The 20,614-nt window shown below is 67.2% G+C and carries 19 protein-coding genes; 11 read left to right on the top strand and 8 right to left on the bottom strand.

What is annotated here, in order from left to right:
- Window positions 1-73: 73 nt before the first annotated feature.
- The gene (locus QTI68_RS23330) at window positions 74-1,111 is read right to left on the bottom strand and encodes a bifunctional riboflavin kinase/FAD synthetase (protein WP_286524928.1); all 1,038 of its coding nucleotides are present in this window, start codon (window positions 1,109-1,111) and stop codon (window positions 74-76) included.
- Between the two features lie 164 nt (window positions 1,112-1,275).
- On the opposite strand from QTI68_RS23330, the gene QTI68_RS23325 reads away from it, so the two are divergent.
- Complete coding sequence (locus tag QTI68_RS23325; protein WP_286369795.1) at window positions 1,276-1,833, top strand: HNH endonuclease; 558 nt, start codon at window positions 1,276-1,278, stop codon at window positions 1,831-1,833.
- Window positions 1,834-1,847: 14 nt separating this feature from the next.
- On the opposite strand, the gene QTI68_RS23320 is transcribed toward QTI68_RS23325, so the two are convergent.
- From QTI68_RS23320 to QTI68_RS23310, 3 genes are all read right to left on the bottom strand, one after another.
- Window positions 1,848-3,227, bottom strand: coding sequence for an alpha/beta fold hydrolase (locus tag QTI68_RS23320; RefSeq protein WP_286524926.1), 1,380 nt, complete (start codon window positions 3,225-3,227; stop codon window positions 1,848-1,850).
- A gap of 87 nt (window positions 3,228-3,314) precedes the next feature.
- The gene (locus QTI68_RS23315) at window positions 3,315-4,430 is read right to left on the bottom strand and encodes an acyl-CoA dehydrogenase family protein (RefSeq protein WP_286524924.1); all 1,116 of its coding nucleotides are present in this window, start codon (window positions 4,428-4,430) and stop codon (window positions 3,315-3,317) included.
- A 24-nt stretch (window positions 4,431-4,454) separates the two neighbouring features.
- Window positions 4,455-5,636: an acyl-CoA dehydrogenase family protein gene (locus tag QTI68_RS23310; RefSeq protein WP_286524922.1), complete on the bottom strand. Its 1,182-nt coding sequence runs from the start codon at window positions 5,634-5,636 to the stop codon at window positions 4,455-4,457.
- A 143-nt stretch (window positions 5,637-5,779) separates the two neighbouring features.
- Here QTI68_RS23310 and purN point away from each other — a divergent pair, with 143 nt between their 5' ends.
- Complete coding sequence (purN, locus tag QTI68_RS23305) at window positions 5,780-6,364, top strand: phosphoribosylglycinamide formyltransferase (protein ID WP_286524920.1); 585 nt, start codon at window positions 5,780-5,782, stop codon at window positions 6,362-6,364.
- A 16-nt stretch (window positions 6,365-6,380) separates the two neighbouring features.
- Here purN and QTI68_RS23300 read toward each other — a convergent pair whose 3' ends face one another.
- On the bottom strand, window positions 6,381-6,626 hold the full coding sequence (locus tag QTI68_RS23300) for a DUF1653 domain-containing protein (RefSeq protein WP_286524918.1): 246 nt from the start codon (window positions 6,624-6,626) through the stop codon (window positions 6,381-6,383).
- Window positions 6,627-6,661: 35 nt separating this feature from the next.
- Here QTI68_RS23300 and QTI68_RS23295 point away from each other — a divergent pair, with 35 nt between their 5' ends.
- From QTI68_RS23295 to QTI68_RS23285, 3 genes are all read left to right on the top strand, one after another.
- Complete coding sequence (locus tag QTI68_RS23295; RefSeq protein ID WP_286524917.1) at window positions 6,662-8,521, top strand: M48 family metallopeptidase; 1,860 nt, start codon at window positions 6,662-6,664, stop codon at window positions 8,519-8,521.
- A gap of 107 nt (window positions 8,522-8,628) precedes the next feature.
- Window positions 8,629-9,900, top strand: a complete 1,272-nt coding sequence (locus QTI68_RS23290; RefSeq protein ID WP_286524915.1) for an RsmB/NOP family class I SAM-dependent RNA methyltransferase — start codon at window positions 8,629-8,631, stop codon at window positions 9,898-9,900.
- Window positions 9,901-10,030: 130 nt separating this feature from the next.
- Window positions 10,031-11,245 carry a DesA family fatty acid desaturase gene (locus tag QTI68_RS23285; RefSeq protein WP_286524913.1) on the top strand — a complete coding sequence of 405 codons (1,215 nt, stop codon included), beginning with the start codon at window positions 10,031-10,033 and terminating at the stop codon, window positions 11,243-11,245.
- A gap of 120 nt (window positions 11,246-11,365) precedes the next feature.
- Here the strand turns inward: QTI68_RS23285 and rpmG are convergent, their stop codons facing one another.
- The 3 genes from rpmG to trxB all read right to left on the bottom strand — a co-directional run bounded on the left by rpmG (window position 11,366) and on the right by trxB (window position 12,927).
- Window positions 11,366-11,539, bottom strand: coding sequence for a 50S ribosomal protein L33 (gene rpmG, locus QTI68_RS23280; protein WP_007830291.1), 174 nt, complete (start codon window positions 11,537-11,539; stop codon window positions 11,366-11,368).
- Between the two features lie 11 nt (window positions 11,540-11,550).
- The gene (gene rpmB, locus QTI68_RS23275) at window positions 11,551-11,784 is read right to left on the bottom strand and encodes a 50S ribosomal protein L28 (RefSeq protein WP_028251282.1); all 234 of its coding nucleotides are present in this window, start codon (window positions 11,782-11,784) and stop codon (window positions 11,551-11,553) included.
- A 192-nt stretch (window positions 11,785-11,976) separates the two neighbouring features.
- On the bottom strand, window positions 11,977-12,927 hold the full coding sequence (gene trxB / locus QTI68_RS23270) for a thioredoxin-disulfide reductase (RefSeq protein ID WP_286524911.1): 951 nt from the start codon (window positions 12,925-12,927) through the stop codon (window positions 11,977-11,979).
- Window positions 12,928-13,093: 166 nt separating this feature from the next.
- Between trxB and QTI68_RS23265 the strand changes: the two genes are divergently transcribed.
- From QTI68_RS23265 to QTI68_RS23240, 6 genes are all read left to right on the top strand, one after another.
- Entirely contained in the window at window positions 13,094-13,768 is a 675-nt protein-coding gene (locus QTI68_RS23265; protein WP_286511116.1) for a Crp/Fnr family transcriptional regulator, read from the top strand.
- A gap of 130 nt (window positions 13,769-13,898) precedes the next feature.
- Complete coding sequence (locus tag QTI68_RS23260; protein WP_286524910.1) at window positions 13,899-16,286, top strand: DNA translocase FtsK; 2,388 nt, start codon at window positions 13,899-13,901, stop codon at window positions 16,284-16,286.
- 11 nt (window positions 16,287-16,297) lie between these two features.
- On the top strand, window positions 16,298-16,930 hold the full coding sequence (gene lolA, locus QTI68_RS23255) for an outer membrane lipoprotein periplasmic chaperone LolA (protein WP_286524909.1): 633 nt from the start codon (window positions 16,298-16,300) through the stop codon (window positions 16,928-16,930).
- 12 nt (window positions 16,931-16,942) lie between these two features.
- Window positions 16,943-18,235 carry a replication-associated recombination protein A gene (locus tag QTI68_RS23250; protein ID WP_286524908.1) on the top strand — a complete coding sequence of 431 codons (1,293 nt, stop codon included), beginning with the start codon at window positions 16,943-16,945 and terminating at the stop codon, window positions 18,233-18,235.
- A 255-nt stretch (window positions 18,236-18,490) separates the two neighbouring features.
- Window positions 18,491-19,420, top strand: a complete 930-nt coding sequence (locus tag QTI68_RS23245) for a branched-chain amino acid ABC transporter permease (RefSeq protein WP_286511123.1) — start codon at window positions 18,491-18,493, stop codon at window positions 19,418-19,420.
- Window positions 19,421-19,430: 10 nt separating this feature from the next.
- On the top strand, window positions 19,431-20,612 hold the full coding sequence (locus QTI68_RS23240; protein WP_286524906.1) for a branched-chain amino acid ABC transporter permease: 1,182 nt from the start codon (window positions 19,431-19,433) through the stop codon (window positions 20,610-20,612).
- Window positions 20,613-20,614: the final 2 nt, after the last annotated feature.

Below are 20,614 nucleotides of genomic sequence, written 5' to 3'. Positions count from 1 at the left end.
GGGGATCGAGGGGGGCATGCGGCCCCTGGCATCCCAGGGCGGCCGAACGCGGCGGAAAGCGACGGTTTCCGCTCTAAATTCGGTCGCGCGTGGTCTGGCGATGGGTCTCGGCGTGGGTGGATGCAAAGAACGCGCGCGCGTCGCGGCCATCCTTCGCGATGCCCGCCGTCAGGGCCTCGAGGCTGGTGTAGCGCAATTCGTCGTGCAGTTTGTGCAGCAGTTCCACGCGCACGATTTTACCGTAGGCCCCCTCGCTGCCCAGTTCGGCGGGCCAATCGAGGCAGTGGGTTTCGAGCAACACCCGGCCGGCGTTGACGTCGTTGGCGTCCAGCGAAGGGCGCACGCCCAGGTTGGCGACCCCCGGCAGCGGCGCGTCGGCCAGCCCGTGCACCAGCACCGCGAAGATGCCGCTGGCGGCCGGCTTCCAGTGCTTGAAGCGCAGGTTGAGGGTCCGGAAGCCGTCGTTGCGGCCCGGCGCCGAGGCGCCCAGGGCGCGTCCCAGCTTGCGGCCGTGGACCACATGGCCCGAGATCGCGTAGGGCCGGCCCAGCAGGGACTGGACATCGCCCATCCGGCCGTCGGCCAGCGCTTCGCGAACGGCCGAACTCGACACCCGCAGCCCATGCACCTCGTAGCTGTTCATGCGGGCGACGTCGAAGCCGTGCTGCTCGCCGGCGCGGTCGAGCATCGCGTAGTCGCCGGCGCGCTTGGCGCCGAAGCGGAAATCGTCGCCGACCAGCACGTAGCGCGCGCCCAGGCCCTCGATCAGCACGTGCTGGATGAATTCTTCCGGCGTCTGCGAGGCCAGCCGGGCGTCGAAGGGCAGCACGATGGTCTGCGCCACGCCGCCGGCGGCGAGTTCGCCGAGCTTGTCGCGCAGGGTGCCGATGCGCGCCGGCGCCAGTTCGGGCCGCTTGGTGAGCGCCGCGAAGTAGTCGCGCGGGTGCGGCTCGAAGGTCAGCACGCAGCTCGGCAGCCCGCGCAGCCGCGCCTCGGTGTTGAGCAGCCCCAGCATCGCCTGGTGGCCACGGTGCACACCGTCGAAATTGCCAATGGTCAGGGCGCAGGCCGGAGCCACGCCCGGATGCCTGAAACCCCGGAAAACCTGCATTGTCAGTATCTTTTTGATAGCACTTTGCGCCCATGGAATGGGCACGTGAAGGCCTTTTTGTCACAAAGCCGGTATATTGTGACGCACTGCGTCATGCGCAAGCCTCTCAAGCGAGCGTCGTGTCCTGGTCTTTCCGTGGTTCTCTTTTCTTGAGGAGGCGTCTGGTGAAGGTCTTGAAGCTGTCGGCCCAAGGGCTGCCCCAATCGTGGATTTCGCTCGAGCAGGCGGTGATCCACTACGCCTCCGACGAGGTCCGCTGGGAAGTGGGCGCGCAGGTGGCGGTGTTCCGGGGCGGCCACAACGCGGTCACCGGCCAGCAGTCGCAGATCGCGATCAACAGCATCATCGGCACCAAGGGCGTGCCGCGCATCAATCCCTTCACGCAGCGTCCGGGCCTCACCAACAGCAAGCTGTTCGCCCGCGACCGCAATGTCTGCGCCTACTGCGGCGGCCACTTCCACGAAGACGAACTCACGCGCGAGCACATCATCCCGTTCGCCCAGAAGGGCATCGACACCTGGATGAACGTGGTCACGGCCTGCCGCCCCTGCAATCATCGCAAGAGCAGCCGCACGCCCGAGCAGGCCGGCATGGCGCTGCTTTACGCGCCCTACGTGCCCAGCCTGTGGGAGGACTTCATCCTGCGCAACCGCCGCATCCTGGCGGACCAGATGGAGTTCCTGATGGCCCATCTGCCGCAAAGCTCAAGGCTGCACGGATAGGCGAACCGAAGCCGTCAGTAGGTCAGCTCGAGCACGCTGACCTCTCCCTGCGCCAGCGGCCAGGTGCGCCCCACCACGCGTTCGCCGTTGAACTCGGCTTCCACCGGCCGCGACATTTCGCTGGCGAGCTTGATCTTCGAGCTCGACACGCCGGCACCCTTCGGCGGGACGCCCGGTGGCGTCGATTGGCCATCGAAGCGCATGCGGTCGCGCTCGGCATCGAAATAGCCGCGCGGCCGCGTGAAGATCACCAGGGCCCGGGCGTCGCGATCGGCCTCCACGATGCGCTCCGGACGCAGCTGGACGATGCCGCTCGAGCGCGGGAAGGCGTTGCGGTAGATGTGCGTCGTGGCGTAGCCGGGCGCCGCCAGGACGAACTCGTAGGTGGTGTCGGGGCGGCCCGCGAACGGTCCCCAGCGGCCGTCCGTCCCGATCGTCTGCTCCCAGGCCGCGGGGCCGCGCCGGATTCCGCTGGCCGGGTCGACCGCGAACACCGACAGGCGGGCGCCCGCCAGCGGCAGGTTGTCGGGAAAATTGCCGCTCGCGGGGTTCGTCGGATCGAGGCCCAGGCCCGTGACCTTGCCGGACAGCGCCACCGAATCTTCGGGGATCGGCTGCAGGGTGCGCGGCGCCTCGCCGGTGAGGAAGCGCCAGGTCGCCTCGAAGGCGGCCGGCGAGAAGGATGTCTCGCGGTGGTCGACCCGCGGCAGCACCAGGTTGGTCGCGCCCTTGAGCGCCGGCCCGTCGAAGCCGATCAGCGTCGGCTGGCCCTTGCTGCCGATCCAGAGGCCGTCGGGTTGGGCGTACTTGTCATTGTTGTCCGAGCGCAACGTGAGCCATTTCACGCCCGGCGTCACCTCGTGGCCCTCGGCGTTCTTCGGTGCGTTGAGCCGCTGCAGGAAAGCGCTCAAGCCGGAAAACTCACTGCCCTCGGCGCGCCCTTTCACGGCCCAGATGCCGTGCGCCGGATTGCCGCCCAGCACCACGTGGCTCACGACCCGGTCGCCGCCGCCGTTCTGCACATAGTTGCGGATCGTGTTGCCGCCGCGCGAGTTGCCGATCAGCACGACCTGGGTGGCGCCGGTACTTTTCAGGACCCGGTCCACCTCGGCCTTCAGAAAGGCCATCGATTCGGCGGTCGAGCTTCGTCCCGGCTGGGCCACGCCGTCGTCGTCGCGCGCCAGCGGGAAGGGCTGGTCGGCTGCGAAGAGGCGGTCGCGCGGCCAGCCGTTCGATTCGAAGCGCCAGATCGTGGTTTGCCACAGCGCCGCCGACTCGCCGTTGCCGTGCACGAACACGATCGGCGGCCGCTCGCCGGTCGGCACAGCGGTCGAGCAGGCAGCGAGCAGGGCAGTTGCGCAACCGAGTGCGATCAGGTGGCGGCGAGTGTGCATGGAATGACGGGTCTCGATTGAAAATGAAAGCGCCCGCGGGCAAGGCCGGCGGGCGCGAAGGCTATCGGGCCGAACAACAATCGACGGTCAGGCGAACACCCCCGCCGTATCCTGCATGCGGGCCGAGACCTCGCCCAGGTGGTGCAGGCTGTCGCCGAAGGTCATCTCGAGCTGCGTGAGCTTGCGGAAGTAGTGGCTGCCGATGTATTCGTCGGTCACGCCGATGCCGCCGTGCAGCTGCACTGACTGCTGGCCCACGAAGCGCATCGAGACGCCGAGCTGGTACTTGGCGCGCGCCATCGCCTGGCGCCGTTCGGCGGCCGGGGCGTTGAGCTTGAGACTGGCGTAGTAGCTCATCGAGCGGGCCAGTTCGACCTGCATCTTCATGTCGGCGAGGCGGTGGCGCAGCGCCTGGAAGGTGGCGATGGCGACGCCGAACTGCTTGCGCGTGTTCATGTACTCGACCGTGGCAGCGAGCGTCTGGTCCATCACGCCGACGGCTTCGGCGCAGGTCGAGGCGATGCCGATGTCGACCCCGTGCTCGAGTGCGGCCAGGCCGTCGCGCGTGACCAGTGTCGCGGCAGCGCCGTCGAACACCACTTCGGCCGCGCGGCTGCCGTCCTGGGTGCCGTAGCCGCGGGCAGCGACGCCGTCGGCGGCGCGTTCGACCAGGAACAGGGCGATCTTGCCGTCGAGCTGCGCCGGCACCAGGAAGGCATCGGCTTCGTCGCCGGCCGGCACCAGGCTCTTGGTGCCGTGCAGCTTGAAGCCGTCGCCGGCCTTCTGCGCCTTGGCCTCGCAGACATCGAGCCGGTAGCGCGCCTGGCGCTCCTGGTAGGCCAGCACCACCAGGGCTTGGCCGCCGGCGATGCGCGGCAGCCAGCTGTCCTTGGTGTCGGCGTCGGCATGGCCGGCCAGCAGGGCGCCGGCGATGAAGGATTGCGCCAGGGGCTCGAGCACGATGCCCCGGCCCAGCTCTTCCATCACCACCATGCCTTCGACCGGGCCCATGCCCAGGCCGCCTTCGTCTTCTGGAATGTAGAGGCCGCCCAGCCCGAGTTCGGCCAGTTCGTCCCAGGCTTCGCGCGAGAAGCCGCCGGCGGCCTCGATGCCGCGGCGGCGCTCGAAGCCATAGCCCTTTTCGACCCACTTGGCGACCGCGTCGCGAAGCTGCTGCTGGTCGTCGCTGAAATTGAAGTCCATTGCTTGATCCTTGTCAGTTCGCTTTCAACCCAGCACCGTCTGGGCGACGATGTTGCGCTGCACTTCGTTGCTGCCGCCGTAGATGGTGGTCTTGCGCATGTTGAAGTAGGTCGATGTGAGCGGGGCCAGCTGCGGATGGCCGCCCGGGAAGTTGCCCTGCCAGCCGGCTTCCATGGCCTCGCGGATCAGCGGCAGCGAGTACGGGCCGCCGGCCAGCATCATCAGCTCGGAGTAGCGCTGCTGGATCTCGCTGCCCTTGATCTTGAGCAGCCCGGCGATGTCGAGCGAGTTCTTGCCCGAAGTGGCTGCCGACAGCACCCGCAGCACCAGCATCTCGAGCGCGACCACGTCGACTTCGAGCTTGGCGATCTCGTCGCGGAAGCGCGCGTCTTCCCAGACGCCTTCGCTCTTGGCCAGGCGCTTGAGGCGCTCCAGCTCGCGCTTGGCGCGGTTGACGTCGGCGATGTTGGTGCGCTCGTGCGAGAGCAGGTGCTTGGCGTAGGTCCAGCCCTTGTTCTCCTCCCCGATCAGGTTCTCGGCCGGCACCTCGACGTTGTCGAAGAACACCTCGTTGACCTCGTAGCCGCCGTCGAGCAGCTTGATCGGGCGCACCGTGACGCCCTTGGACTTCATGTCGACCAGCAGGAAGCTGATGCCGGTCTGGGGCTTGCCCTCGTTGCTGGTGCGCACCAGGCAGAAGATCCACTCGCCGTACTGGCCCAGCGTGGTCCAGGTCTTCTGGCCGTTGACGATGTACTTGTCGCCCTGGCGTTCGGCCTTGGTCTTTACCGAAGCCAGGTCCGAACCGGAACCCGGTTCGCTGTAGCCCTGGCTCCACCAGACCTCGCCGCTCGCGATGCCGGGCAGGAAGCGCTTCTGCTGCTCGGGGTTGCCGTAGGCCATGATCACCGGCGCCACCATCACGGGGCCGAAGGGGATGATGCGCGGCGCGCCGGCCAGCGCGGCCTCTTCCTCGAACAGGTGCTTCTCGACCGCGGTCCAGCCGGGGCCGCCGAATTCCTTCGGCCAGCCGTAGCCCAGCCAGCCCTTCTTTCCGAGGATCTTGGCCCAGCGCTGCAGGTCGTCGCGCGTCAGTTCGAGCGCGTTGTGCACCTTGTGCGAGATGTCTTGGGGAAGGTTTTCTTTGACCCAGGCGCGAATATCTTCGCGGAACTTCTGTTCTTCGGGTGTGAAGCTCAAATCCATGCGTGCCTCGCTGTGTTGATCGATCCGCCGCGGACGCGGCGTGTCTCCGGAACCGCCGGTTTTAGCACGGTCGTGCGCTTTCGGGGTGTCCGCGCCGCGACAACGCGGGCGGCGGAAATGCGCAACGGATAATCCCGCGTCCGATGAAGAATATTGTGATCCTTATCTCCGGCGGCGGGTCGAACATGGCGGCCATCGTGCGGGCCGCCGAGCAGGAGCGCTGGGCCGCCCGATTCGATGCCCGCGTCGCCGCCGTCATCAGCAACAAGCCGGACGCGGCGGGCCTGGCCCTTGCCCGGGCGGCCGGCATCGCGACCGCGGTGGTCCCGCACAAGGATTTCGCCAGCCGCGAGGATTTCGACGCCGCGCTGGCGCAGGCCATCGACGTCCATGCGCCGTCGCTGGTCGTGCTGGCCGGCTTCATGCGCATCCTGACGCCGGGCTTCGTGACCCGTTACGCGGGCCGCCTGCTCAACATCCACCCCTCGCTGCTGCCCGCTTTCCCCGGGCTGCACACCCACCAGCGCGCCATCGAGGCCGGCTGCAAGGTGGCGGGCCTCACGGTGCACCAGGTGACGGTGGAACTCGACCACGGGCCGATCCTGGCGCAGGCGGTGGTGCCGGTGCTGCCCGACGACACCGCAGCGAGCCTGGCAGAACGTGTCCTGGTTCACGAACATCGGGTTTACCCGCAAGCAATTGCCGCGTGGCTAATAGAAACAAAATGACACAATCAACGAGGTCTCATTTTTTCTCTTCGAGCTTCACGAAGCGCAGTTGTGACGAGCCGTCGATCTCCACGCGATCGCCAAACATGGCGGCCGGGCGCACCCAGAGCCCGCGCTCGCCGTAGAGCGCGCGGTAGAGCGTCATCGGCTCCAGCGTCTCGCTGTGGCGCGCGGTGCCCAGGACTTCGTATTCGCCGCCCTTGTAGTGGCGGTAGCGTCCGGGCGGGGTCTCGATCAGGGGTGGCAGGTCGTCGTCGTTCACGCTGTGTATTTCCTTCAGGGAATTGAAAGGTCGGGATGGATAGGGCGGATTTTGTTCATCTCGTGCGCCTGAGCGAGCATGCCAGCGCCGACGACAGCGACGGCTACCGGCGCGGGGTCGCGGTCTTCGCCGCGCTGGGCTACCTCTGGGTCTTCGCCTGCCTGGGGCTGGCGGCCGGGATCATCGCCTGGGTGGTCGGCGGGCTCGGCCAGGGCGCGCGCTTCAGCTTCACGCGGGGCTGGCTGCTGCTGTTCGCACTCGGTCTGCTGTGGGCCACGCTGCGCGCGCTCTGGGTGCGCTTCGACGAGCCCGACGGCGTCCCCCTCGAGCGCGCAGACGCGCCGGCGCTGTTCGAGGCGCTGGACCGCATCCGGCAGCGCATCGATGGCCCGGCGGTGCACCGCGTCTACCTCGACAGTGAATTCAACGCCAGCATCCGGCAGCTGCCGCGCTTCGGCCTCTTCGGCGGCGCGGTCAACCACCTCAGCATCGGCCTGCCGCTGCTGATGGCGCTGGATCGCCGGCGACTGCTGTCGGTCCTGGCGCACGAATACGGGCACCTGCGCGGCAACCACGGCAAGCTGAGCGCCTGGATTTACCGCACCCGGATGTCCTGGCTCAAGCTGGACGCCAGCTTCCAGCGCGACGAAGGCGTGATGGCGTTCGCGTCGCAGGCCTTCTTCCGCTGGTACTTCCCGCGCTTCGCGGCCAAGACCTTCGCGCTGGCGCGCCAGGACGAATACGAGGCCGACCGCGTGGCGGCCCGCCTCCTGGGCACGCGGGTGGTGGCCGGCGCCCTGACCGAGATCGTGGTCAAGAGCACCTGGTATGCCGAGACCTTCTGGCCGGCGCACTGGTCGCGGGCGGCCGGTGAGCCGATCCCGGCCGGCCCGTTCTCCGCGATGGCATCGCAGCTGAGGGCGCCGATGGCGCCGGACTTCGCGCGCGCCGCGCTGCGTGCCGCGCTGCGCAGCGTCAGCGATGTCGACGACACCCATCCGGTGCTGCGAGACCGGCTGGAAGCGCTCGACGAGAAGCCGGGCCTGCCATCCTGGTCCGAGAAATCGGCGCTGGCGCTGCTGGCCGATGCGCCGCGCTGGACTGCTCATTTCGACGACGAATGGCGCCGCGACCATGCCACCGACTGGAAACAGCACCATGCCTACCTGGTGCGGGTCGGCGAGCGGGTGGCGGCACTGGCCGCCAGTGCCGGGCGCAACAACGCGGACGAGATGGTCGAGTGGGCCGACTGCGCCCGCCGCCTCGACGCCGCGGCCGACGTGCGTGGGCACTACGAGCGCGCCCTGCAGCTGACCGAGAACCACCCGGGCGCGCTGCGCGGCCTGGCGCAGCTGCTGCCGGCGCAGGACCGCGGCGCCCGGCTCGCGGTGCTCGAGCGGCTGCACGAATCCAGCATGGCCAGCCGTTGGTGGGCCGCCAGGACCGCGGTCGCCGCGCTCGAGGATCCGGATGCCGGCGGCCACGACGAGCGCGCGCTCAAGCTCTGGCGCGAGCGCACCAAGACGGCGGAAGAGGCCGAGCAGCGGGCCTGGGAAGAGATCACCGCCACACCCTGCTTCAGCCAAATCACCCGCCACGACCTGAGCGAGTTCGAACTCGGCGAGCTGAAGGCCGACCTGGCGCGCTGCATGCCGGTGTCGCGGGCCTGGCTGGTGCGCAAGAACCTGCGCGAGTTCCCGTGGCGGCGGGCCTACGTTGTGTTCCTCGAGTTGCCGCAGATGGGCGACGACGAGCGCTGGCAGCTGTGCCGGCAGCTTGAACAGACCCTGAGCCTGCCGGGCGCAGCGCTGGTGCTGTGGGCCGGCCATTCGCCGACGCTGGAGCAGATCGAGCGCCAGGCCTTCGGCGCAATCTGGAGCCGAACCGCCGACTGAATGTGGCCCCCACGCTCCCCCACTTCGTGTGGGTCGCTGCCCCCCGAGGGGGCCGCAGGCCGCCTTGGGGCGGCCCGGCGCCGGCCTGTGGCTGAGACAATGAGGGCATGCACCCCAAAGCCCTGCTTGACGCCACCGCCGACCTGGTCGGCCTGGTCCTGAAATTCGATCACCCGGCCGACCAGGTCGTTTCACGCTTCTTCCGCGACCACCGCGAGTTCGGGCCGCGCGAGCGTGCGACCCTGGCCGAGACGGTCTACACGGTGCTGCGCAAGAAGCTGCTGTTCGACCACCTGTCGCCCTCTGGCAGCGGCCCGAAAGAGCGCCGGATGGCGATCCTCGGCTTTCACGGTCCGCGCGATTTCCTCAAGAGCGCCCTCAACGACACCGAAAAGCGCTGGCTCGACAACTGCGACGCCGTCAAGCAGGACGACCTGCTCGAGCGCCATCGCCACAACCTGCCCGAGTGGCTGGTGGCGCCGCTCAAGGCGCAGCTCGGCGACCAGTTCTGGCCGCTGGTCGAAAGCCTGCAGCAGCCGGCGCCGCTCGACCTGCGGGTCAACGCGCTCAGCGACAAGCGGCCCGATCTGCAGAAGGAGCTCGCCAAGGTGTCGATCAAGGCCGTCCCGACCCCGTTCTCGCCCTGGGGCCTGCGGGTCGACGGCAAGCCGGCGCTGAACAAGCTGGACGCCTTCACCCGCGGCGCGCTCGAGGTCCAGGACGAGGGTTCCCAGTTGCTGGCGCTGCTGCTCGACGCCAAGCGCGGCGAAATGGTGGTCGATTTCTGCGCCGGTGCCGGCGGCAAGACCCTGGCCATCGGTGCGACCATGCGCAACACCGGCCGGCTCTATGCCTTCGACACCTCCGCCCACCGGCTCGATGCGCTGAAGCCCCGGCTGGCGCGCAGCGGCCTGTCGAACGTCCATCCGGCGGCCATCGCCCACGAGCGCGACGACCGCATCAAGCGGCTGGCCGGCAAGATCGACCGGGTGCTGGTCGACGCGCCGTGCTCGGGCCTGGGGACGCTGCGGCGCAACCCGGACCTGAAGTGGCGCCAGTCGCCGCAGTCGGTGCAGGAGCTGACGGTCAAGCAGGCCGCGATCCTGCAGAGTGCGGCCCGCCTGGTGAAATCGGGCGGCCGGCTGGTCTACGCCACCTGCAGCGTGCTGCCGGAGGAAAACGAGGCCATCGCCGAAGCCTTCGCTGCCGCCAACCCCGATTTCGAGTGGCAGGATGCGGCCGGACTGCTGGCCGGATTGAAGGTCGAGGGCGCCGATGCGCTGTGCGCCGGCGGCGACAGCGGCACCCGCTACCTGCGGCTCTGGCCCCATCGGCATGCCACGGACGGTTTTTTTGCCGCCGTATGGAACCGAAAATAGGCGGCAGGAACCAAAGAAGGGTAAAACTTGCGGCAAATCAAGGATTTAAGCCCCTTTTCAGGCTCGAACCTTTAAAATCGCTGGTTACCTGAAGGCTGCACCTTCGTGCGGCCATGGAGTACTGAACTCAATGTTGCTTCCTGACTCTGCCGTACTGAGCGCGGCCATCGACTGGCTCGGACACGGCTTGTGGGACCTCGCATGGTGGCAAGTCGTGCTGTACACGCTCGTCACCACGCACATCACGATCGCGGCGGTCACGATCTTCCTGCACCGGACGCAAACGCACCGGGCCATGGACCTGGGCCCGATTCCCTCGCATTTCTTCCGCTTCTGGCTCTGGCTGGGCACCGGCATGGTGACCAAGGAATGGGTCGCCATCCACCGCAAGCACCACGCCAAGTGCGAAACCGTGGACGACCCGCACAGCCCGCAGGTCAAGGGCATCGACGAAGTCATGTGGCGCGGCGCCGAGCTGTACCGCAAGGAATCCAAGAACAAGGAAACGATGGAGCGTTTCGGCCACGGCACGCCCAACGACTGGATCGAACGCAACCTGTACACCCGCTACAGCTGGCAGGGCGTGGGCCTGATGCTGATCATCAACGTCGCCTTGTTCGGCATGCTCGGCCTGACCGTCTGGGCGGTGCAGATGCTCTGGATTCCGTTCTGGGCCGCAGGCGTCGTCAATGGCATCGGCCACTTCTGGGGCTACCGCAATTTCGAAGCCACCGACGCCAGCACCAACCTGATCCCCTGGGGGATCATCATCGGCGGCGAAGAGCTGCACAACAACCACCACACCTACCCGACCTCGGCCAAGTTCTCGGTCAAGAAGTACGAGTTCGACATCGGCTGGGTCTACATCAGCCTGATGCAGAAGATCGGCTGGGCCAAGGTCAAGAAGCTGCCGCCCAAGATGCAGTTGGGCGACGTGGTGCCGGTGGCCAACGAGAAGACGCTCGAGGCCGTGATCGCCAACCGCTACGAAGTCATGGCCGGCTATGCGCGCGAAATGCGCCGGGCCACCCGCGAAGAGCTGGCGCAGCTCAAGGCCAAGGGCGCCGACCTGTCGGTGCTGAAGGCGGCCAAGACGTGGCTGCACCGCGACGACGACAAGGTGCCGGCTGCTGCGCGCTCGAACCTGGTCCAGGCCCGTGCGGCCCACCCGGTGCTCGACAAGATGGTGACCATGCGCGAAGAGCTGCGCCAGTTGTGGCTCAACACCTCGAACTCGCGCGAACAGCTGGCGGCCGACCTCGCCGCCTGGTGCCACCGCGCCGAGGCCAGCGGCATCGCCGGCCTGCGAGAGTTCTCCACGCGCCTGCGTGCAGCCCGCGCCTGACGCTGCAGCGCCCCCACTGAAAAGCCGGCTTTCGAGCCGGCTTTTTCTTGCCTGCACGCATTTGGCGGGCAACAAAAAACCCGCTGGATCGCAGCGGGTTTTTTATGGGAAAGCGCCGAATTACTTCAGCTTGATTTCCTTGTATTCGACGTGCTTGCGCGCCTTCGGGTCGAACTTCATGATCGACATCTTTTCAGGCATCGTCTTCTTGTTCTTGCTGGTCGTGTAGAAATGGCCGGTACCCGCGGTGGATTCCAGCTTGATCTTCTCGCGTCCGCCTTTGCTCGTTGCCATGATTCAGCTCCTTAAGCTTGGCCGCGTGCGCGCAGGTCTGCGAGCACGGCGTCGATGCCGTTCTTGTCGATCAGGCGCAGGGCAGCGCTCGAAACCCGCAGGCGAACCCAGCGGTTTTCCGTTTCGACCCAGAAACGACGGTATTGCAGGTTCGGCAGGAACCGGCGCTTGGTTTTGTTGTTGGCGTGGGAAACATTGTTTCCGACCATCGGGCCTTTGCCCGTGACTTCGCAGACGCGTGCCATGTTGGACACTCTTTCTTGAACAGCTGGCACCAAGGCAACGCAGCAGGGTTGCGTGGGTGGTTTGCAGCTTGACCTCGCCAGAAAACGGGTGGCGGTACCCCGGCTTGCCGCCCCGACCACATGGGTCAATTTCGGCAAAGCCTTGGATTATAGCCCAATCACCCTCTCGGCTCCAGCGAGGCCGTCTGCCGCTTACTCCTGCTCGAGGAAGCGCTGGGCGTCCAGGGCGGCCATGCAGCCGGTCCCGGCGCTGGTGATGGCCTGGCGGTAGACATGGTCCTGCACGTCGCCGGCCGCGAACACGCCGGGCACGCTGGTCATGGTCGCGAAGCCCTGCAGGCCCGAGCGGGTGAGGATGTAGCCGTCCTTCATCTCGAGCTGGCCTTGGAAGATGTCGGTGTTCGGGTGGTGGCCGATGGCGATGAAGCAGCCCTTGAGCTGCAGGTCCTCGGTGGCGCCGGTCTGGGTGTTCTTGAGCCGGATGCCAGTCACGCCGGAGTCGTCGCCGAGCACCTGCTCCAGCGTGTTGTGCACCTTGAGCTCGATCTTGCCCTCGGCCACCTTGGCGTGCAGCTTGTCGATCAGGATCGGTTCGGCGCGGAACTTGTCGCGCCGATGCACCAGCGTGACCTTGCTCGCGATGTTCGACAGGTACAGTGCCTCTTCGACCGCGGTGTTGCCGCCACCGATCACGCAGACTTCCTGCTCGCGGTAGAAGAAGCCGTCGCAGGTGGCGCAGCCCGAGACGCCGCGGCCCATGAAATGCTGCTCGGAATCGAGCCCCAGGTACTTGGCCGAGGCGCCGGTGGCGATGATCAGCGCATCGCAGGTGTAGACGCCGCTGTCGCCGGTCAGGGTGAAGGGGCGCTGGCTGAAGTCGACCTTGCTGATGTGGTCGAAGACTATCTCGGTCTTGAAGCGCTCGGCGTGCTCCAGAAAGCGCTGCATCAGGTCGGGACCCTGCACGCCGTGGACGTCGGCCGGCCAGTTGTCGACTTCGGTGGTGGTCATGAGCTGGCCGCCCTGGGCCATGCCGGTGATCAGCATCGGTTCGAGATTGGCGCGCGCCGCGTAGACTGCCGCGGTGTAGCCGGCCGGGCCGGAGCCGAGAATGAGAACCTTAGCGTGGCGAGGGGATGACATGAGTAGAAAACCTAGGATTGGCGCTGCAGCAGCGTGTACATTTTCAGGGTGTTTGATAGATATGGAGTATCACCGTTCGGTTCAAGGCCGGCCGGTGGCTCCTTTCAATGGGGGCGATTGTATGAATCCATCGGTGATGCAATCGCGCCGTTTCGGGGATTGATGAATGTCGATGTTGTCCAATCTTGAGTTGCTCCGTCGCGTGCCTTTGTTCGCAGCGCTGACGCCCGCCCAGTCCGCGAGCATCGCGGACGCGATCGTCAAGAAGCGCTTCAAGCGCGCCGAGGTCGTGGTCGAACAGGGCAAGAAGTCGGATGCGCTCTATATCATCCTGACCGGCCGGGCCCGCGTCATGAGCACCGACAGCCGGGGCCGGGAAGTCATCCTGGCAACGCTGCATCCGGGCGACTATGTCGGCGAGATGAGCATGATCGACGACGAGCCGCATTCGGCCACGGTGCGCACCGAGATCCAGACCGACGTGCTGATGCTCGGCCGGGACGCCTTCGCGCGCTGCCTGCCCGAGAACTCCTCGATGTCCTACAACATCATGCGCGGCCTGGTGGCGCGCCTGCGCCATGCCGACCGCAAGATCGAATCGCTGGCACTGATGGATGTCTACGGCCGGGTGGCGCGTTCGCTGCTCGAGTTCGCGGTCGACGACGGCGAGGGCAACCTCAAGGTGCGCGACAAGATCTCGCGCCAGGACCTGGCCAAGATGGTCGGCGCGTCGCGCGAAATGGTCAGCCGCGTCATGAAGGACCTGGAGGAGCGCGGCTTCGTCCAGACCCAGGTCGATGGCTCGATGATCGTCAAGGAACGGCTCTCATCGCTCACCTGACCGTCAGGCCGGCGGCGCCGCAGCGCGCCGGCCACAACGTCGCCGGCCCTGACAACGCGGCCGTGGGCGTTTTCGTTGTAGTGTTGCCGGATCTCCTGCCCGCCGTCGCGGGCCGGACGGCCTGCCTTTCATGACTTATTCGCTCAATACCCTTCAAAACTCCGCGGCCGGCGAGCCGCAGCCGGTCCGGCTGCGCGCGATGCGCTTCGCCCACGAGATCACGCTGATCGCCGGTTTCGTCGTGCTGCTGTTCTGGCTGCTCGCGATGCTGAGCTTCACGCCGTCGGATGCCGCCTGGTCGACTTCGGGCACCGGGGGCGAGGTCAAGAACTGGGGTGGCCGCATCGGCGCCTGGCTGGCCGATGCCAGCTACTTCCTGGCCGGCTATTCGGTCTGGTGGTGCCTGGCAGCCGGCCTGCGGGTCTGGCTGTCCTCGCTGGCCGGGTGGATGCGCGGCGGCGAGGCGGCCGCGGCCGAGCAAGCGCCGCGCGGGCCCTTCAACCGCAGTCGCCTGGCCTTCTGGTTCGGACTGATCCTGCTGCTGTGCGCCAGCGCCATGCTTGAATGGTCGCGCCTCTATCGGCTCGAATTCCGGCTGCCGGGACACGGCGGCGGGGTGCTCGGCTACCTGGTCGGCCCGGCCAGCGTGAAGTGGATGGGCTTCACCGGTTCGGCGCTGATCGCGATCGCCGGCGGCGTCATCGGCTCGGCCCTGGTGTTCCGTTTTTCCTGGGGCCAGATCGCCGAGCGCATCGGCTCGCGCCTGTATTCGCTGTTCGAGTCGCGGCGCGAGAAGCGCGAGATCGCCCAGGACATCGCCATGGGCAAGCAGGCGGTGCGCGAGCGCGAGGAACTGTCGGCGTTCGACAGCGGGCCCGAACCCGAGGTGCCCGACGAAGAGCTGCGCATCCTGCCGCGGCCCAAGCGGCGCGCGCCTTCGCCGCCGGTCCAGATCGAGCCGGCCCTGGCCGAGGTGCCGAAGAGCGACCGGGTGGCGAAGGAACGCCAGAAGCCGCTGTTCCGCGAGCTGCCCGACAGCAAGCTGCCGCAGGTCGACCTGCTCGATGCCGCGCAGGCGCGCCAGGAAACGGTGTCGGCCGACACGCTCGAGATGACCTCGCGCATGATCGAGAAGAAGCTCAAGGACTTCGGCGTCGAGGTCCGCGTGGTGCTGGCTTCGCCGGGTCCGGTGATCACGCGCTATGAGATCGAGCCCGCCACCGGCGTCAAGGGCTCGCAGATCGTGGGCCTCGCGAAGGACCTGGCGCGTTCGCTGTCGCTGGTGTCGATCCGCGTGGTCGAGACCATTCCCGGCAAGAACTACATGGCGCTCGAGTTGCCGAATGCCAAGCGGCAGTCGATCAGGCTCAGCGAGATCCTCGGATCGCAGGTCTACAACGAGGGCAAGTCGATGCTCACGATGGGCCTGGGCAAGGACATCATCGGCAATCCGGTGGTGGCCGACCTGGCCAAGATGCCGCACGTGCTGGTCGCCGGCACCACCGGCTCGGGCAAGTCGGTCGGCATCAACGCGATGATCCTGAGCCTCTTGTACAAGGCCGAGGCGCGCGACGTGCGCCTGCTCATGATCGATCCGAAGATGCTCGAGATGTCGGTCTACGAGGGCATCCCGCACCTGCTGGCGCCGGTCGTCACCGACATGCGGCAGGCGGCCCACGGCCTGAACTGGTGCGTGGCCGAGATGGAGCGCCGCTACAAGCTGATGAGCAAGCTGGGGGTGCGCAACCTGGCCGGCTACAACCAGAAGATCGACGAGGCCAAGGCGCGCGAGGAGTTCATCTACAACCCCTTCAGCCTGACGCCCGACAGCCCCGAGCCGCTGGCCCGCGAACCCCACATCGTGGTGGTGATCGACGAACTGGCCGACCTGATGATGGTGGTCGGCAAGAAGATCGAGGAACTGATCGCCCGTCTGGCGCAGAAGGCCCGGGCGGCCGGCATCCACCTGATCCTGGCGACCCAGCGGCCCAGCGTCGACGTGATCACGGGCCTCATCAAGGCCAACATCCCGACCCGCATCGCGTTCCAGGTGTCGAGCAAGATCGACTCGCGCACCATCCTCGACCAGATGGGTGCCGAGGCCCTGCTCGGCATGGGCGACATGCTCTACATGCCGAGCGGCACCGGGCTGCCGGTGCGCGTGCACGGCGCCTTCGTGAGCGACGAGGAAGTGCACCGCGTGGTCGCCTACCTCAAGTCGCAAGGGGAGCCGGACTACATCGAAGGCGTGCTCGAAGGCGGTACGGTCGATGGCGACGGCGATCTGCTGGGCGAGGGCGGCGGCGATGGCGGCGGCGAGAAGGACCCGATGTACGACCAGGCGGTCGAGGTCGTGCTGAAGCACCGCAAGGCCAGCATCTCGCTGGTGCAGCGCCACTTGAAGATCGGCTACAACCGGGCCGCGCGGCTGGTCGAGGACATGGAAAACGCCGGCCTGGTGAGCGCCATGAGCGGCAGCGGCCAGCGCGAGATCCTGGTGCCGGCCCGGGCCGAGTGAACGGAGTCCAGATGAAGAAATTGATAGCGGGTGTGGCGCTGGCCGTGTTGGCCGGCGGCGCCTGGGCGGGCGGCCTCGAAAGCCTGGAGGCCTTCGTCAAGACGGTGAAGTCCGGCCGCGCCGAGTTCACGCAGACCGTCACTGCACCGCCCAAGGAGGGCCAGGAGTCGCGGCCCAAGGTGTCGACCGGCAGCTTCGCGTTCCAGCGCCCGGGCAAGTTCAGGTTCGACTACCAGAAGCCCTTCGTGCAGAACATCGTTGCCGACGGCCAGACGCTGTGGCTCTACGACGCCGACCTGAACCAGGTCACGCAGCGCAAGCAGGCGCAAGCCCTGGGCTCGACGCCGGCCGCGCTGATCGCCGCCGCGCCCGACCTGCGGGCCCTTCAGGCCGACTTCACGCTCGAGGGCACAGCCGATCGCGACGGCCTCCAGTGGGTCAAGGCCACGCCCAAGAGCAAGGACGGCCAGTTGCAGAGCGTGCAGATCGGTTTCCAGGGCGAGGCCCTGTCCGCGCTCGAGATCCTCGACAGTTTCGGCCAGCGCTCGGTGCTGAAGTTCGGCAAGGTCGAGGTCAATCCGTCGCTGCCGCCCTCGACCTTCCAGTTCAAGGTGCCGAGCGGTGCCGACGTGATCCGCCAGTAGCGCCGGCCGCGGATGGCCACCTCCAACCTCCCGCCCCTCGCCGAACGACTGCGCCCCCGGACGCTGGGGGAGGTCATCGGCCAGCAGCACCTGCTCGGTGCGGGCATGCCGCTGCGCATCGCCTTCGAATCGGGCCAGCCGCACTCGTGCATCCTGTGGGGCCCGCCCGGTGTCGGCAAGACGACGATCGCGCGCCTGATGGCCGATGCCTTCGATGCCCAGTTCCTGAGCATCAGCGCGGTGCTCGGCGGCGTGAAGGACATCCGCGAGGCGGTCGAGCGCGCTACCTCCGCGCGCGACGGCCTGGAGCAGCGTCGCACCATCGTGTTCGTCGACGAGGTGCATCGCTTCAACAAGAGCCAGCAAGACGCCTTCCTGCCGCATGTCGAGTCGGGCCTGTTCACCTTCATCGGCGCCACCACCGAGAACCCGTCCTTCGAGGTCAACTCGGCCCTGCTGTCGCGGGCCGCGGTGTACGTGCTGCAGCCGCTCGGCGAAGCCGACCTGCAGCAGATCGTCGAGCGGGCCCAGGCCATCCAGGCGGTGCCGGCGATCGACGCCGAGGCGGTCGACCGCCTGGTCGCCTACGCCGACGGCGACGCCCGGCGCCTGCTCAACACGCTCGAGACGCTGGCGGTCGCCGCCGGCGCCGAGAAGCTCGACGCCATCACCGATGCCTGGCTGCTGCGGGTGCTCGGCGAGCGGCTGCGCCGCTACGACAAGGGCGGCGAACAGTTCTACGACACGATCTCCGCGCTGCACAAATCGGTGCGCGGCAGCGATCCCGATGCCGCGCTGTACTGGTTCGTGCGCATGCTCGACGGCGGCGCCGATCCGCGCTACATGGCGCGCCGGCTGGTTCGCATGGCGAGCGAGGACATCGGCCTGGCCGACCCCCGCGCGCTGCGGCTGGCACTCGATGCGGCCGAGGTCTACGAGCGGCTCGGCAGCCCCGAGGGCGAGCTGGCGCTGGCCCAGTGCGTGGTCTACCTGGCCGTGGCGCCGAAATCGAACGCGGTCTACAAGGCCTACAACGAGGTCAAGGCCTTCATCAAGTCGGACGGCACGCGGCCGGTGCCCATGCATCTGCGCAACGCCCCGACCCGGCTCATGAAGCAGCTCGACTACGGCAAGGGCTATCGCTACGCGCACGACGAGGAGGGCGGCTTCGCGGCCGGCGAGACCTACCTGCCCGAGGGCCTCGATGCGCCACCCTTTTACCGCCCGGTGGAGCGCGGACTCGAAATCCGCATTGCGGAAAAGCTGCGCGAGCTGCGAAAGCGCAATACGGACGCGGCCAGCTGACCAGCCCGGTCAGTTGGTCGATACTCCTTTGCGCGCTGCGCGCACATTGACGCACTTCCAGCGTGCGCCAGCGGGAAAACCCCGTCGAAACCGCACCAGAACGGCGTTCGCGCGAAATTACAATCCCGCCACAAACCCGCCGTCGTCACATGCTGGCGGGTTTTTTGCTAAGTGAAACCCCAGCGTTCCAACCAGAGCGCCAGGGTCAGCCGGGCGCCTCTCGAGGGCGTCAACACAAAAAAAGGGATTCTCGTTATGGACATCTTGCTGCAGCAGATCATCAACGGTCTGGTTCTGGGCAGCATGTACGCCTTGATAGCCTTGGGCTATACCATGGTGTACGGCATCATCAACCTCATCAATTTCGCCCACGGTGAAGTGCTCATGGTCGGGGCACTGACCAGCTGGAGCATCATCGGGCTCATGCAGGAGTCGATGCCCGGCACGCCGGGCTGGCTGATCCTGCTGATTGCACTGCTGATCGCCTGCGTGGTCGCCGCCACGCTCAATTTCGTCATCGAGAAGGTGGCTTACCGGCCGCTGCGCAACAGTCCCAAGCTGGCGCCGCTGATCACCGCGATCGGCATGTCGATCCTGCTGCAGACGCTGGCGATGATCATCTGGAAGCCGACCAACAAGGCCTATCCGAACCTGCTGTCGACCACGCCGATCCATGTCGGCGGCGCAGTGATCTCGCCGACCCAGGTGATGATCCTCGCGGTGACCGCGATCTGCCTGGCGGTCCTCAGCTGGCTGGTCAATTACACCAAGCTGGGGCGCGCGATGCGCGCCACGGCGGAGAACCCGCGGGTGGCGGCGCTGATGGGCATCCGCCCCGACATGGTGATCTCCGCCACCTTCATCATCGGCGCCGTGCTGGCGGCGGTGGCGGGCGTGATGTACGCCTCGAACTACGGCATCGCGCAGCACGCGATGGGCTTCATCCCCGGGCTCAAGGCCTTCACGGCGGCGGTGTTCGGCGGCATCGGCAACCTCGCCGGGGCGGTGGTCGGCGGCATCCTGCTGGGGCTGATCGAGGCCATCGGCTCGGGCTACATCGGCGCCCTGACCGGCGATGTGCTGGGCAGCCACTACAGCGACATCTTCGCCTTCATCGTTCTGATCATCATGCTCACGCTGCGGCCTTCCGGCCTGCTCGGCGAGCGGGTGGCGGACCGGGCCTGAGGACCGAACCATGAAGAACAGCAAGAACACCCTCCTGTACGCGTTCGGCATGCTCGCGGTGCTGGTGCTGCCGCTGCTGCTGCAGAGCCAGGGCAATGCCTGGGTCCGGATCGCCGACATCGCCCTGCTCTACGTGATGCTGGCGCTCGGCCTCAACATCGTGGTCGGCTACGCCGGCCTGCTCGACCTGGGCTACGTGGCCTTCTTCGCCATCGGCGCCTACCTGTACGCGCTGCTGGGGTCGCCGCACCTGACCGACACCTTCCCGGCCGTCAAGGCCATGTTCCCGAACGGGCTGCACAGTTCGCTGCTGCTGGTGATCCCCGCGGCGCTCGGGCTGGCGGCGTTGTTCGGCGCATTGCTGGGGGCACCCACGCTCAAGCTGCGCGGTGACTACCTGGCGATCGTGACGCTCGGCTTCGGCGAGATCATTCGCGTGTTCCTGAACAACCTGGACCACCCGATCAACCTCACCAACGGACCGAAGGGCATCACGGCCATCGACCCGATCCACTTCTGGGGCCTGAACCTGGGCAAGTCCCTGAAGTTCGACGGCTTCACCATCTCCTCGGTGACGCTGTACTACTACCTGTTCCTGGCGCTGGTGATCTTCACCATCATGATTTCGCATCGCCTGCAGGTCTCGCGCATCGGCCGCGCCTGGATGGCGATCCGCGAGGACGAGATCGCGGCCAAGGCGATGGGCATCAACACCCGCAACATGAAGCTGCTGGCCTTTGCGATGGGGGCCAGCTTCGGCGGCGTCTCCGGCGCGATGTTCGCGTCGTTCCAGGGCTTCGTGTCGCCCGAGTCCTTCAGCCTGATGGAGTCGGTGATGATCGTCGCGATGGTGGTGCTGGGCGGCATCGGTCACCTGCCCGGCGTGATCCTGGGCGCCGTCCTGCTGGCCGCGCTGCCCGAGGTGCTGCGCTACGTGGCGGCGCCGCTGCAGTCGATGACCGGCGGCCGGCTCGATGCCTCGATCCTGCGCCAGCTGTTCATCGCGCTGGCGATGATCATCATCATGCTGGTGCGTCCGCGCGGCCTCTGGCCAACGCCCGAACATGGAAAGTCGCTGGCGCGTCGAGGCACCCAGCCGGTCTCGGGCATGCCCGCGGCCGCGCCCGGCGTCGAGACGCCGGCCGACGAAGTGCCCGGTGCCGCCTCGCGTCCGATGTCGATCAATCCGTGAGC

The organism is Variovorax sp. J31P207, from assembly GCF_030316965.1.
Lineage (GTDB): Bacteria > Pseudomonadota > Gammaproteobacteria > Burkholderiales > Burkholderiaceae_C > Variovorax > Variovorax ginsengisoli_B.
The sequence above is the reverse complement of the archived record's forward strand: the minus strand, read 5'-3'. Positions and strand labels throughout refer to the sequence as shown.